12 protein-coding genes are annotated in these 14,370 nt (G+C 63.5%); 9 read left to right on the top strand and 3 right to left on the bottom strand.

Annotation, left to right across the window (positions count from 1 at the left end):
* Positions 1-126: 126 nt before the first annotated feature.
* Positions 127-2,757: a cation-translocating P-type ATPase gene (locus EUU22_RS04935; RefSeq protein ID WP_245484912.1), complete on the top strand. Its 2,631-nt coding sequence runs from the start codon at positions 127-129 to the stop codon at positions 2,755-2,757.
* Positions 2,758-2,817: 60 nt separating this feature from the next.
* Here EUU22_RS04935 and gltA read toward each other — a convergent pair whose 3' ends face one another.
* Both gltA and EUU22_RS04925 read right to left on the bottom strand, forming a co-directional pair.
* Positions 2,818-4,107: a citrate synthase gene (gltA, locus tag EUU22_RS04930; protein WP_129330949.1), complete on the bottom strand. Its 1,290-nt coding sequence runs from the start codon at positions 4,105-4,107 to the stop codon at positions 2,818-2,820.
* 209 nt (positions 4,108-4,316) lie between these two features.
* Entirely contained in the window at positions 4,317-4,988 is a 672-nt protein-coding gene (locus EUU22_RS04925; protein WP_129330948.1) for a hypothetical protein, read from the bottom strand.
* Here EUU22_RS04925 and EUU22_RS04920 point away from each other — a divergent pair.
* On the top strand, positions 4,981-6,876 hold the full coding sequence (locus EUU22_RS04920; RefSeq protein WP_129330947.1) for a ComEC/Rec2 family competence protein: 1,896 nt from the start codon (positions 4,981-4,983) through the stop codon (positions 6,874-6,876). The two genes, EUU22_RS04925 and EUU22_RS04920, sit on opposite strands and share 8 nt — an antisense overlap.
* Here EUU22_RS04920 and lexA read toward each other — a convergent pair.
* Complete coding sequence (gene lexA / locus EUU22_RS04915; RefSeq protein WP_112689803.1) at positions 6,857-7,570, bottom strand: transcriptional repressor LexA; 714 nt, start codon at positions 7,568-7,570, stop codon at positions 6,857-6,859. The two genes, EUU22_RS04920 and lexA, sit on opposite strands and share 20 nt — an antisense overlap.
* Before the next feature lie 217 nt (positions 7,571-7,787).
* Between lexA and EUU22_RS04910 the strand changes: the two genes are divergently transcribed.
* The 7 genes from EUU22_RS04910 to EUU22_RS04880 all read left to right on the top strand — a co-directional run bounded on the left by EUU22_RS04910 (position 7,788) and on the right by EUU22_RS04880 (position 14,366).
* Positions 7,788-8,684 carry a VOC family protein gene (locus tag EUU22_RS04910; RefSeq protein ID WP_129330946.1) on the top strand — a complete coding sequence of 299 codons (897 nt, stop codon included), beginning with the start codon at positions 7,788-7,790 and terminating at the stop codon, positions 8,682-8,684.
* Positions 8,684-9,532, top strand: a complete 849-nt coding sequence (kdsA, locus tag EUU22_RS04905) for a 3-deoxy-8-phosphooctulonate synthase (RefSeq protein ID WP_129330945.1) — start codon at positions 8,684-8,686, stop codon at positions 9,530-9,532. The genes EUU22_RS04910 and kdsA overlap by 1 nt, the downstream gene beginning before the upstream one ends.
* A 176-nt stretch (positions 9,533-9,708) precedes the next feature.
* The gene (gene eno, locus EUU22_RS04900; protein WP_129330944.1) at positions 9,709-10,983 is read left to right on the top strand and encodes a phosphopyruvate hydratase; all 1,275 of its coding nucleotides are present in this window, start codon (positions 9,709-9,711) and stop codon (positions 10,981-10,983) included.
* Positions 10,984-11,124: 141 nt separating this feature from the next.
* Positions 11,125-11,445, top strand: coding sequence for an FtsB family cell division protein (locus EUU22_RS04895; RefSeq protein WP_129330943.1), 321 nt, complete (start codon positions 11,125-11,127; stop codon positions 11,443-11,445).
* 145 nt (positions 11,446-11,590) lie between these two features.
* A complete protein-coding gene (gene pdhA, locus EUU22_RS04890) occupies positions 11,591-12,640 on the top strand; it encodes a pyruvate dehydrogenase (acetyl-transferring) E1 component subunit alpha (protein ID WP_129330942.1) in 1,050 nt (349 codons plus the stop codon).
* A 36-nt stretch (positions 12,641-12,676) separates the two neighbouring features.
* Positions 12,677-12,976 carry a hypothetical protein gene (locus tag EUU22_RS04885; RefSeq protein WP_129330941.1) on the top strand — a complete coding sequence of 100 codons (300 nt, stop codon included), beginning with the start codon at positions 12,677-12,679 and terminating at the stop codon, positions 12,974-12,976.
* Positions 12,977-12,983: 7 nt separating this feature from the next.
* Positions 12,984-14,366 carry a pyruvate dehydrogenase complex E1 component subunit beta gene (locus tag EUU22_RS04880; RefSeq protein WP_129330940.1) on the top strand — a complete coding sequence of 461 codons (1,383 nt, stop codon included), beginning with the start codon at positions 12,984-12,986 and terminating at the stop codon, positions 14,364-14,366.
* Positions 14,367-14,370: the final 4 nt, after the last annotated feature.

Below are 14,370 nucleotides of genomic sequence, written 5' to 3'. Positions count from 1 at the left end.
TCGCCCCGAGATGTCGGCGTATGACAAATATCAATGTTCGGTGCCCGCCGCTCTTCCTATAGTGGTGCGCAGACGCGGATCGGCCGAACGAGGAACCTCTAAGTGACAGCGCAAGCGGAGACACCGGTGAACGTCCGACCAGAAGGATTGACTTCGCAGGAAGTCGCGGCAGCACTCGAAACCTATGGCGCAAACGTGCTGCCGGTCGGCAGGCCGCCATCGTTTCTGAAGGTGCTGCTCATGCAGTTCCTCAGTCCTCTCATTTACATCCTCATGGTTGCGGCGGTGGTCTCCGCCTTCGTCAGCGAGATCACCGATACGCTGTTCATCGCGGCCGTGCTGGTGATCAACGGCATCATCGGGGCGGTGCAGGAGTACTCGGCCGGGCAATCGGCACATGCACTGCGCGCTCTGGAGGAGCCGCAAGCGACTGTCGTCCGCGACGGCACAAGGCAGGTGATCGACGCCATGGGACTGGTACCGGGCGACCGGGTCCTTCTGGAATCCGGGCAGCGCGTTCCCGCCGACATCCTGCTCGACGCATCCGAGCACCTGCAATTGGACGAGGCCACCCACACCGGAGAATCGCGTCCCATCTACAAGTCCGCAGGCGACCTTGTCTTCGCCGGCACGATCGTCACCCGCGGCCGGGGCGAGGGTGTGGCGACGGCGACCGGCAGCCGCACCGAACTCGGCAGGATCGCGGACGCCATCCGCGAGCGCGCGACGGCCAAGCCGCCACTGATGATCCGCATGGAGGAATTCACGCGCCGGATTGCGGTTGCTGTCGGCATCGCGATCCTGTTCCTTTTCGCGGTCGGCTGGTGGCGCGCCATGCCAGCGGGCGATCTCTTCACCATGTCGATCGGCCTCGCCGTCAGTGCGATCCCCGAAGCGTTGCCGATCGCCATTTCGGTCGCACTCGCGATCGGCATGCGGCGCATGGCGCGGGTCAACGTCATCGTCCGAAATCTCCCGGCGGTGGAGTCGCTCGGCTCCTGCACGATGATCGCGACCGACAAGACCGGCACGCTCACCCTGAACGAGCTGACGGTGACGGACATTCGCCTGCCAGACGACAGCCACTGGGTTCTGGAGGCCGGGCCGCATCCGTTGTCGGGCCGCATCAAGAGCCGGGACGGCGGCAAGGATGGCCCGAGTGCCGCCGTACGGAGGCTGCTCGGCGTCGGCAGCCTGCCGAACGAGGGAGAGATCAGTGTCGATGATGCGGAGAGCTGGCGCCCGGTCGGCGATACCGTGGACGTGGCGTTGCTTGCCGCCGCGCACAAGGCCGGCATCAGCCGTTCGAGCCTTCTCGAGAGATTCCCGCTCGAACGGCGCATTCCCTACGAGCCCGAGCAGAAATACGCGGCTTCCTTCCACCAGGTCGAGAACCGCATGCACGCCTTCGTCAAGGGCGCGCCGGAACTGCTGCTGTCGATGTGCAAGACGATGGAGACGGCCGAGGGGGCCGTGCCGATCGATCGCGCCCACCTGCGCGGCCAAATCGAGGAGATGGCCCGTGAAGGGCTGAGAGTGCTCGCCTTCGCCTCCGGCGAGATCGGCGGTTCCGAAGACGGCGATTACGGCGGACACCTGCTGATCGACCTCAATTTTCTCGGCCTCGTCGGCATGCAGGACCCGATCCGCCCGGAAGTGCCGGCCGCGCTCGACGCCTGCCGGCAGGCCGGCATTGGGGTTGCCGTCGTCACCGGCGACGATCCGACCACGGCGAGCGTGATCGCCCGCAGGGCGGGAATGCGGTTTGACGAGGCGGACGTGGTGACCGGCGAGCAGATTGCCGACGCCGTTGCCGCCGGTGAGCGCGCGCTTGATGAAATCACCCGGCACGGACGCATCTTCGCGCGCGTGAAGCCAGACCAGAAGCTGGCGATCATCCGCTCGCTCGCCCGAAACGGCCACTATGTCGCCGTGACCGGCGACGGCGTCAACGACGCGCCGGCGCTTAGACATGCCCATGTCGGCGTTGCAATGGGCCACGGCGGAACAGACGTCGCCAAGGAGAGCGCCGACATCATCCTCACCGACGACAATTTTGCCTCGATCGTTGCCGGGATACGGGAAGGACGTGTCGCGTACAACAACATCCGCAAGGTGATCTTCATGCAGATCTCCACGGGTGCCGCCGAGGTCCTGCTCTTCCTGCTCGCCATGGTGCTCGGCACACCGATGCCGATGACGGCCGTGCAATTGCTCTGGCTCAATCTCGTCACCAACGGCGTGCAGGACGTGGCGCTCGTGACCGAGCCCGCGGAAGGCGACGAACTGCGTTCACCGGTGCGCCGCCCGGGAGAGCCGATCTTCGACCGCCTGATGCTTCGGCGCATCGCCCTGGCCACCGTGGTCATGGGGGGAGGCGGCTTCGCCTTCTTCTACTGGGCGACGACGTCCGGTCTGTCGCATTTTACGGCGAGCAACCTCCTGCTGTTGCTCTTCGTACTGTTCGAGAACGTCCAGTGCATCAACAGCCGCTCCGAGCGCCGCTCGGTCTTCCGGCAGTCGCACTTCTCGAACCCGTTCCTGCTGCTCGGGGTTCTCGGCTCGCAGGCCTTGCACATCGGCGCGATGTACGTGCCGGGCGTGAACGACATCCTGCAGATTGCGCCGATTTCGCTGGAGCAGTGGCTGTTGCTGCTCGCCGCCGCTGCACCACTTCTCGCAGTGAGCGAAATCGACAAATGGCTGTTACGCCGGCACGACTCGACGAAGCGAGGCAACGACGACAACAAGGCGTAATAAGAAAGGCCCGGAAGACCTTGGTCCGCCGGGCCTTGTGTTGCCGCCGTGACGGCGTTTTCAGCGTTGCGAAACCGGCACGTAGTCGCGCTGGGGTGCGCCGGTGTAGAGCTGGCGCGGACGGCCGATGCGCTGCTGCGGATCCTCGATCATCTCGTTCCACTGGGCGATCCAGCCGACGGTGCGGGCGAGTGCGAAGAGAACGGTGAACATCGTGGTGGGGAAGCCGAGCGCACGCAGCGTGATGCCGGAGTAGAAGTCCACGTTCGGATAGAGCTTCTTCTCGATGAAGTATTCGTCGTTGAGAGCGATCTTCTCGAGTTCTAGCGCCACCTTCATCAGCGGGTCGTCCCCGTGGCCGGTCGCCTCCAGAACCTCGTACATGGTCTTCTGCATGATCTTCGCGCGCGGATCGTAGTTCTTGTAGACGCGATGACCGAAGCCCATCAGGCGGAACGGATCGTTCTTGTCTTTGGCACGGGCGATGAATTCCGGGATCCGGTCGACGGAGCCGATTTCCTGCAGCATGTTGAGGGCTGCTTCGTTGGCGCCGCCGTGGGCCGGGCCCCAGAGGCAGGCGATGCCTGCTGCGATGCAGGCGAACGGATTGGCGCCCGACGATCCGGCGAGGCGGACGGTCGACGTCGAGGCGTTCTGCTCGTGATCGGCATGCAGGATGAAGATCCGGTCCATGGCGCGGGCGAGCACCGGATCGACCTTGTACTCGTCGCACGGTACGGCGAAGCACATGTGCAGGAAGTTCGCGGCGTAATCGAGATTGTTCTTCGGATAAACGAAGGGCTGCCCGATATGGTACTTGTAGGCCATTGCCGCAATCGTCGGCATCTTGGCGATCATGCGCAGCGATGCGACCATGCGCTGGTGCGGATCGGTGATATCCGTCGAGTCGTGATAGAAGGCCGACAGGGCACCGACGGTGCCGACCATGACGGCCATCGGGTGGGCGTCGCGGCGATAGCCGGAGAAGAACTTGCTCATCTGTTCGTGCACCATCGTGTGGTGCGTGACGCGATAGTCGAAGTCCTTCTTCTGGGCGGCGGTCGGAAGATCGCCGTAGAGAAGCAGATAGCAGACTTCCAGGAAGTCACCCTTTTCGGCGAGCTGTTCGATCGGATAGCCGCGGTGCAGCAGCACGCCCTCGTCGCCGTCGATATAGGTGATCTTGGATTCGCAGGACGCAGTCGAGGTGAAACCCGGATCGTATGTGAAGGAGCCGGTATGCTTGTAGAGGGCCCCGATGTCAATGACACTCGGTCCGATGGTTCCTTCCTTCACCGGAAGGTCGACCTTCTTGTCGCCAAGTGCCAGTGCTGCGCTTTTTTCCGTCATGCTAATCCTCCGAAATTGGCGGTCCGGCGCCTTCGAAAAGGCGTCGCAGGTTAAGCGTCCCGAGTTAGCTATATGATCCCGACGTTAATGCCAAGCTAGCCAAAGGGCAAATTGTGCGACGCGAAATGCCAGCAACATATCGTGATTTCCGAAGCTTATCTCGCCGCTATCATGAGGTGTTTCAGGCTTTTTTCCGCGCGCATTGATTGCTACAGTCTGCCGGTGAGGCGGATGCCGTAGCGCTGGCGTCCGGTCCTCCGATCGGGGCTGGGGCCATCTTGGAAAAGATCGCGGAAGACCGCGCCGGGACCGGGGCAGGGGAAGGGCCGGCACTCGCCGTCGCCATCCCCTTTAACGCGATGGTTATCGCGGAGCCGCACCCGGCTGGAGCACTCGTCGTCCGCGAGGCGACGGGCAGGGAAAGTCTTGTTTCGCGCGTTTCCCGTTCGACCGCGATGGTAGCGCGGTCGGCACACGCGGCGATTGGCCGCGAGGCGGCGTTTGGACATGTCTTCCTCTTCGTGCCCGTCGCGCTGGGTGCAGGAGCCATTATCTGGTTTGCCCTGCCGCAAACCCTGCCGATCGCAGCGCCGGTGCTCCTGTTTGTTGTTTCCTCCGTCTTTGCGCTGCTCTCGCGTTTCGGCAGCCCCACGGCGCATCGGACATGGTCGGCGCTGGCGCTTTGTGCCATTGGAATGTCGCTTGCGGATCTCGAGGTTCGCAGGATGCAGACGGTCATTCTCGACACGTCCGTCACGACGCAGGTGACGGGAAGGGTGCTCCGGCGGGAAGCCGGCGCGGCCGGCGAGTGGCGCTATCTCGTCCGCGTAGAGGCGACGGCGGAACCGCAGATCAAGCGCGCCGGACGAGGTCGTGCTCACGACCCGCGCCCGACACGAGCCTTTTGCACTCGGCGAGGTGCTACATGGAAAGGCACGGCTCTCGCCGCCTTCCGGGCCGGCCTTGCCGGGTCTCGACGATTTTTCGTTCTCCGGCTACTTCGGCGGGATCGGCGCCGTCGGCTATTTTCTCGGAGCGCCGGCGCGCGTCGAAGGCTTGGCCGAGAGCGGAACCGGCACATGGTGGGAGGCCGCCGAGCAGACGCTCCTTGTCGTCCGCGACGGCATCACACAGCGAATCAGGAGGACGGTTCCGGGCGATGCCGGCGGTTTTACTGCCTCGATCGTCACCGGTGATCGGCGATCGATGTCGGAGGCGACGACGGAGGCATTGCGGCTTTCGGGGCTGGCGCACATCACCGCGATCTCCGGCCTCAATATGGCGCTTGCCGCCGGCATTTTCTTTGTCGGCTTGCGCAAGCTTCTCAGCCTTTCACCGGCGATCACCCAGTCCTGGCCGGTAAAGAAGATCGCTGCCGCTGCCGCGCTCGTCGCCGCCTTCCTCTATCTGATGATTTCCGGCTATCAGGTGTCCGCCGTCCGCGCCTTCCTGATGACGGCGATCATGCTGGTCGCCGTCCTGTTCGACCGTCCGGCGATCAGCCCGCGCAACCTCGCACTGGCGGCGATCGTCATTCTTGCCATCTCCCCTTCGCAGGTGCTCGGCGCGAGTTTTCAGATGTCGTTTGCCGCGACCGCCGGGCTGATTGCCGGTTACGACGGTTGGCGACGGGGTGCAGGGCGGTCGTCGCGCTACGCGCCGGACTTCCCTGGCCGCAAAGCGCTTTCGTTCCTGTGGAACTTCGCCGCCGGCACGTTCGTGACCTCGCTGATTGGGGGACTGGCGACCGCAATCTTCGCGGTCGCCCATTTCCATCGAATGGCACCCTACGGCCTCGTCGCGAACCTTGCGGCGATGCCGATCATTTCGGTCGTGGTGATGCCGGCGGCGCTGGCGGGAATGCTGCTCATGCCATTCGGCCTCGACGCTCCGTTCCTCATTCTCGCGGGCGAGGGGCTCGAGATTGTCATCGCGATTGCAGCCACGGTGGCCGGTTGGAGCGAGGGAACGTCCTTCGGCCGGTTCGGGGCATGGTTCCTGCCGCTCGCCAGCGTAGGGCTGCTGCTGCTCACCCTGCTGCATACACGGCTGCGCTGGATCGGTGCGGCAGTACTTGCGGCCGCGATCGGGCTTGCGGTGTTCTTGCCGGCGGAAGAGACGGCGGATCTCATCGTCTCCGAGGACGGACGCCTGGCGGGTCTGCCCGGTGCCGACGGCAGGACGATCGCGACGAACCGCAACAAGCCGTCGGACTTTCTCTTCTCACAATGGCAGCATGCGCTTGCGCGCCCCAATCATCTAGGCCCGCTCCGCAGCGAGGACGATGTCGCCGCCGGCACCCGGGCGGACGGAACGGACCGGCTGTCCATCGAACAGATCAGAGCTGTCCGTGACACGATGCGGCGACAGTTCGGAGCGGCGGCCCCCGGCCGCTTTCTCTGTACCGGAAAGGTCTGGTGTGTCGCCCGGCTGGCGGAAGGGTGGCGGATCGCCACCGTCGAGGACCCGGCACTTCTCGGCGCCGCCTGCGATGTCGCCGATCTCGTGATTACGCCGCGCCGTTCACCTTTCGGCACCTGCCGCTCCGGCGCGAAGATGATCGATGCCGAGGTGCTCCGCCGCACGGGCGCGACCGAACTCTATCTCGGGAATCACGACCATCGTGAAATTCGCCAGCGCACGGCATTCACCACCCTCGACAGGCCCTGGCAGCGGCATCGCCTTTACGACTGGCGGACCGACAGCTTCGCCGACAGAGAGCCCGCGGAATTCGCCCCCGCCGCAACGGTCAGTGATAGCGGCGGATAAGTCCGACGAGCTTGCCCTGGATCTTGACCCGATCGGGGCCGAAGATGCGCGTCTCATAAGCCGGGTTCGCAGCCTCGAGCGCGATCGAATCGCCGCGGCGGCGGAAGCGTTTCAGCGTCGCTTCTTCGTCATCCACCAGTGCCACCACGATGTCGCCGGGCGTTGCGTTGCTGGCGTTGCGGATGATGACCGTATCGCCGTCGAGGATACCGGCCTCGATCATCGAATCACCTTTGACTTCGAGCGCATAGTGCTCGCCTGAACCGAGCATCTCGGCCGGAATGGTGATTTCGTGGGTGTTGTGCTGGATCGCCGAGATCGGCACGCCGGCCGCGATGCGGCCCATGACGGGCACGGCGACCGAATTCGAACGCTCCTCCGCGGGTGGCTTGGCGGACGGGGAGGGTTGGCCCTTGCCGAGGCTTCCTTCGATGACGCTCGGCGAGAAACCTCGCCGCGGCTGCAGGCTGGAGGAATAGGCCTCCGGCAGCTTGATGACCTCCAGAGCCCGCGCCCGGTTCGGCAGTCGGCGGATGAAGCCGCGCTCCTCGAGCGCCGTAATGAGGCGGTGGATACCGGACTTCGAGGCGAGGTCGAGCGCGTCCTTCATCTCGTCGAAAGACGGCGGCACGCCCGATTCCTTCATCCGCTCGTGAATGAAGAGAAGCAGTTCCTGTTGCTTGCGCGTCAGCATGGTCCAGAGCCCCGTCGTGTGAAACAAATCCAGAACATACACTATCTGTTCCATATGTGTTCCGCAAGTGCTTAAATATTGGTAAGCAGTTGGCCGTTCGGGGAAATTTTCGCGTGCATTGGCTTCGGGGCGAACGCTGATCGGACGGGGCCGCAGCCGCCTTGCAAAGCGCCTGCAAATCGCGCAAACCAGACGCGGTCGACAAGGAGGGCGCGGGATGTCCACTGCCATGGAGACGCCGCGCGGCGTCGATCACATCGTTCTGCCGGTGCACGGGCTGAAGCCTGCGCGCGAGCGGCTCGGGGCGCTGGGTTTCACCGTCGCCGCCGATGCGCTGCATCCCTTCGGCACCGAGAACGCCTGCGTCTTCTTCGCCGACAAGACCTATCTGGAACCGCTTGCCGTGGCGAGCCGCGAGACATGCGAGGAGGCCGCCCGCAAGGGCAATGTCTTCGTCGCGCGCGACCGCGCCTTCCGCTTCCGCATGCCAGACGGCGAGGGACTATCGGGAATAGCGGTTGCTTCGACGGATGCGGCTGCGGACCACGCGATCTATGTCGAGCACGGCCTTTCCGCCGGCGATATCCTGCATTTCTCGCGGCCGCTCAGATTGCCGGATGGCACCGAGGCGACGGCCTCGTTCAGGCTTGCCTTCGCCGCCGACCTGCGCGCGCCCGATTTTCTCCTCTTCTCCTGCGAACGCGCCAATCCGCTGCCGGCCGACCGTGCCGCGCTCGAACGCCACGAGAACGGCGTGAGCGGGATCGCTGCCGTCGTGCTCACCGAAGAGAATCCCTCCGACTTCCAGGAGATGCTGGAGACCGTCTTCCACCAGCGCGAGATCGAGGCGCATTCCTTCGGGCTTGTCGTGCCTTCGGCGAACGCGAAAATCGAGGTGCTGACGCCGGCCGGTCTCACCGGCTATTTCGGGCTCGATGTGCGAAATGCCGGACGCGGCCCCGTCGGTGCGGCGATCGTCTTCCGGACAGGGGATATCGGCGTGACAGAACGCTTGCTGGCTGATAATGGCGTTCGCCATGCACGCAAAGATGGTCGCCTGATCGTGCCGCGTGAAGCGGGGCAGGGCGCGCATTTCGTATTCGAGGAAATTTGATGAGCAATCCGACCAATTCCGAAGTCATCGTCGGCGAAGGTGCCGCCAAGGTCGTCTTCTCCAATTCCAGGCGCTTCTCGCTGATTGCCGGCCCCTGCCAGATGGAAAGCCGTGATCACGCCTTCATGATGGCCGGCGCGACCAAGGAGATCTGCGACAAGCTCGGCGTCGGGCTCGTTTACAAGTCGTCCTTCGACAAGGCCAACCGCACGTCGCTCTCCGGCAAGCGCGGCATCGGCCTCGACAAGGCAATGGAAGTCTTCGTTGATCTCAAGAAGGAATTCGGCTTTCCGGTTCTGACCGACATTCACACCGAGGAGCAATGCGCGATTGTCGCCCCTGTCGTCGACGTCCTGCAGATCCCGGCCTTCCTTTGCCGCCAGACCGATCTTCTGGTCGCCGCCGCGAAGACCGGTCGCGTCATCAACGTCAAGAAGGGCCAGTTCCTCGCCCCCTGGGACATGAAGAACGTACTCGCCAAGATCACCGAAAGTGGCAATCCGAACGTGCTTTTGTGCGAACGCGGTGCTTCCTTCGGCTACAACACCCTGGTCTCGGATTTCCGCGCGCTGCCGATCATGGCGGCGATGGGCGCGCCCGTGGTGTTCGACGCCACCCACTCGGTGCAGCAGCCCGGCGGGCAGGGCGGTTCGACCGGCGGGCAGCGGGAATTCGTGGAGACGCTGGCGCGGGCTGCGGTTGCCGTCGGCGTTGCCGGCCTCTTCATCGAGACCCACGAGGACCCGGACAACGCCCCGTCCGACGGCCCGAACATGGTGCCGCTGAAAGACATGCCGCGTCTTCTCGAAAAGCTGCTCGCCTTCGACGCCGTTGCCAAGGGCGCTTGATTCAGCAATAGCGCGTCACCAGAAGAGCGCCGACCCAGCCGGGCCGGCGCTTTCTTGTTGTCATCCCTTCTTTCCGGTCGCCGCGTGGCGATGTCACACTGCGTGCATTGTATTTTTTCCGTCTTCGATTAAGACAGGCGCCATCCTCAATCCCACCCAGCACCAGGGAGGCGCTCATGACTGCAATCACCGACATCATCGGCCGCGAAATTTTGGACAGCCGCGGCAATCCGACCGTCGAGGTCGATGTCTATCTGGACGACGGCAGCATGGGACGCGCAGCCGTTCCGTCGGGTGCCTCGACCGGTGCGCATGAGGCAGTCGAACTGCGTGACGGCGGCAGCCGTTATCTCGGCAAGGGCGTCGAGCGCGCCGTCGAGGCCGTCAATACCGAAATCTTCGATGCCGTCGGCGGGCTGGATGCGGAAAACCAGATCCAGATCGACAAGGTGATGATCGAGCTCGACGGCACGTCGAACAAGTCGCGCCTCGGCGCCAACGCCATCCTCGGCGTCTCGCTCGCCGTCGCCAAGGCCGCCGCCGAAGCGTCCGGCCTGCCGCTCTACCGCTATGTCGGTGGCCCGAACGCCCATGTTCTGCCGGTCCCGATGATGAACATCATCAACGGCGGCGCCCACGCCGACAACCCGATCGACTTCCAGGAATTCATGATCATGCCCGTCGGCGCCGAAACGATGCGCGACGCCGTGCGCATGGGTTCCGAAGTCTTCCATACGCTGAAGAAGGAACTGGCCGCCCAGGGGCACAACACCAATGTCGGTGACGAGGGCGGCTTCGCGCCGGGCCTCGAAAGCGCGCCGGCCGCCCTCGACTTCATCGTGAAGTCGATCGAGAAGGCAGGCTACCGCCCCGGCGAGGACATGTATCTGGCGCTCGACTGCGCCTCGACCGAGTTCTTCAAGGACGGTAAGTACGTGCTGGAAGGCGAGGGCCGCACGCTCGAGCCGGAAGCCATGGCGGAATACCTCGCCGAGCTGGCCGCCAAGTATCCGATCATCTCGATCGAGGACGGCATGGCCGAAGACGACTGGGACGGCTGGAAGGTTCTGACCGACAAGATCGGTTCGAAGTGCCAGCTCGTCGGCGACGACCTCTTCGTCACCAATTCCGCGCGCCTTCGTGACGGCATCCGCATGGGCGTCGCGAACTCGATCCTCGTGAAGGTCAACCAGATCGGTTCGCTCTCCGAGACCCTCGACGCGGTCGAGACCGCCCACAAGGCCCGCTATACGGCCGTCATGTCGCACCGTTCGGGCGAAACCGAGGATTCGACGATCGCCGACCTCGCGGTTGCCACCAACTGCGGACAGATCAAGACCGGCTCGCTCGCCCGCTCCGACCGGCTTGCCAAGTACAACCAGCTGATCCGCATTGAGGAGATGCTGGGTCCGCAGGCCCGTTACGCCGGCTCGTCGATCCTGCGCGGCTGACGCCCGAAGATCTCGTCTACGGCCCGCGCCTCCGAGAGGGGGCGCGGGCTTTTTTTGCACGCACCCCTTATGGTCAACGATCGATTAAGCAATCGCCGCTAGTTTGATCCAAAATCGTTTTGCGTATCAGGGCGTCGCTCGATGTGGACCAGGCAGCACAAGAACCGGAAACTCGGACGCTTTGTCCTTCCGCTCGTGACCGTCGCATTCCTTTCCTACTTCGGTTATCATTCGATCCACGGCGATCGCGGCTTGATCGCTGCGCAGGAATTCGAGAAGCTGAGATTTAGGCGCGGCGCCGAGTTGGCCGAACTCGTGTCGCACCGCAAATCGCTGGAACGGCAGGTTGAATTCCTGAGTGACGGCTCGCTCGAGCGCGACATGATCGATGAGAAGGCGCGCTACCAGCTCAATGTGTCGCGCCCCGACGAAATTGTGATCTTCAACAACAAAATGAATTAACCGAAATTCGGTTAATCGCTAATAGTAATTATAATTCAAAGCGATATCGTGAATGCGAGCTATGCATTTATGGCATTGCGGCCGCACGTTTTCTTGCCTATCCTTCGCGCCGACGTAAATTCGACAAAAACCTAGGGAGGGACGAATGGCGCCGCGAAAACCTGCGACCGCGAGCGGTCGCAAGCCGACGACCAAGTCTGCCGCAAAGAAAGAATTGACTCAGGGGCTGGTTGCGGAATTCGACCGCCAGAGTGAGCTTGACGCCTATCGCGAAATGCTCCTCATCCGCCGCTTCGAGGAAAAGGCCGGCCAGCTCTACGGCATGGGCTTCATCGGCGGCTTCTGTCACCTCTATATCGGCCAGGAAGCCGTCGTCGTCGGCGTCCAGATGGTGCTGAAGGAAGGCGACCAGGTCATTACCGGCTATCGCGACCATGGCCACATGCTGGCCTGCGGCATGAGTGCACGCGGCGTCATGGCCGAACTCACCGGCCGTCGCGGCGGGCTGTCCAAGGGTAAGGGCGGCTCGATGCACATGTTCTCCAAGGAGAAGAACTTCTATGGCGGTCACGGCATCGTCGGAGCGCAGGTGTCGCTCGGCACCGGTCTCGCCTTCGCCAACAAGTACCGCGAGAACGGCAATATCTCGGTCGCCTATTTCGGCGACGGCGCCGCCAACCAGGGCCAGGTCTACGAAAGCTTCAACATGGCGCAGCTCTGGAAGCTGCCGGTGATCTACGTGATCGAGAACAACCGTTACGCCATGGGCACCGCGGTCTCGCGCGCCTCGGCACAGACCGATTTCTCCCAGCGCGGCGTCTCCTTCGGTATCCCCGGCATCCAGGTCGACGGCATGGATGTCCGTGCCGTCAAGGCCGCGGCCGAGCAGGCTGCCGCCCATACCCGCTCCGGCAAGGGGCCGGTCATCCTCGAAATGCTGACCTACCGCTATCGCGGTCACTCGATGTCCGACCCGGCGAAGTACCGCTCGAAGGACGAGGTGCAGAAGATGCGTTCCGAACACGACCCGATCGAGCAGGTGAAGAACCGGCTTATGGAGAAGGGTTGGGCGAGCGAGGACGAACTGAAGGCGATCGACAAGGACGTCCGCGACATCGTCGCAGACAGTGCCGATTTCGCCCAGTCCGATCCGGAGCCGGACGTATCCGAGCTCTACACCGATATCTTGCTATAAGGGTTGGCAACCGCAGCCGGGCGAGGGGGCGTTGAAATGGCTGACTGGATACTAGGCTTCATTCTAGCTTCGTTCATCCTGTCGGCTCCCTTCCACTGGTACGCGAACCAGGTTGCCTATGAGGCTGCGAGGAAGAAGTTACCTGAAAAGCAAATCTGGGGCTTCACGCAGTTTGCGAAATTCGGGGAAGTCAATCGCCTCGCCAAGGAGGGGCACCGCTTCGCCAAGGTCACGATCACCGTATTGCGAATACAGCTGTTGGTGACGATCGTTGCGGTTAGTTTTGGTTGGTTCTGGCCGGCGATCGCCGGCGCTTTCAAGAGCCTGGAATTGTGAGGAAACAATGTCAGTCAATATTCTCATGCCGGCCCTGTCGCCGACGATGGAAGAGGGAACCCTCTCCAAATGGCTGAAGAAGGAAGGCGACAAGGTCACCTCCGGTGACGTGATCGCCGAGATCGAGACCGACAAGGCGACGATGGAAGTGGAAGCCGTGGACGAAGGCGTGATCGGCAAGATCCTCGTCGACGCCGGCACCGAGAACGTCAAGGTCAACACGCCGATCGCCATCCTGCTGCAGGAAGGCGAAAGTGCCGCAGACCTCGCGGCCGCGCCGAAGGCCGAGGCCGCTCCCCAGGCAACCGCGCCGCAGGTCGAGCAGCCGACGGCGGCCGGCTCCGCCGCAGCACCGGTCCCGGCGCAGCCGCTTGTCGCCGCCGACCCGGATATTCCGGCCGGCACCGAAATGGTCACGATGACGGTGCGTGAGGCACTGCGCGAGGCGATGGCCGAGGAAATGCGCCTGAACCCGGACGTTTTCGTCATGGGCGAGGAGGTCGCGGAATACCAGGGCGCCTACAAGATCACGCAGGGCCTGCTGCAGGAATTCGGGCCGAAGCGCGTGGTCGACACGCCGATCACCGAGCACGGCTTTGCCGGCGTCGGCGTCGGTGCGGCCATGGCCGGCCTTCGCCCGATTGTCGAGTTCATGACCTTCAACTTCGCCATGCAGGCGATCGACCAGATCATCAACTCGGCCGCCAAGACGCTCTACATGTCGGGCGGCCAGATGGGCGCACCGATCGTGTTCCGCGGCCCGAACGGGGCTGCCGCCCGCGTCGGAGCCCAGCACAGTCAGGACTATGCGGCCTGGTACAGCCAGATCCCGGGCCTCAAGGTCGTCATGCCGTATACGGCTGCCGATGCGAAGGGTCTGCTGAAGGCCGCGATCCGCGATCCGAACCCGGTGATCTTCCTCGAAAACGAAATCCTCTACGGCCACTCGTTCGAAGTGCCGAAGCTCGATGACTTCGTCCTGCCGATCGGCAAGGCGCGCATCCACAGGACCGGCAAGGATGCGACCGTCGTCTCCTTCGGAATCGGCATGACCTACGCGGTCAAGGCCGCCGAGGAGCTGGCGAAGGAAGGCATCGACGTCGAGCTCATCGACCTGCGCACCATCCGTCCGATGGACATTCCGACCGTCATCGAGTCGGTCAAGAAGACCGGCCGTCTGGTCACCGCCGAGGAAGGCTATCCGCAGTCCTCCGTCGGCACCGAGATCGCGACCCGCGTCATGCAGCAGGCCTTCGACTATCTCGACGCGCCGATCCTGACGATCGCCGGCAAGGACGTGCCGATGCCCTATGCCGCCAACCTCGAGAAGCTCGCGCTTCCGAACGTCGGCGAGGTCGTCCAGGCGGTCAAGACCGTCTGCTACAAATAACGGG

Source organism: Ciceribacter ferrooxidans (assembly GCF_004137355.1).
Classification (GTDB): Bacteria; Pseudomonadota; Alphaproteobacteria; order Rhizobiales; family Rhizobiaceae; genus Allorhizobium; species Allorhizobium ferrooxidans.
Note: the sequence above shows the minus strand (reverse complement) of the source record. Positions and strands in the feature narration are given on the sequence as shown.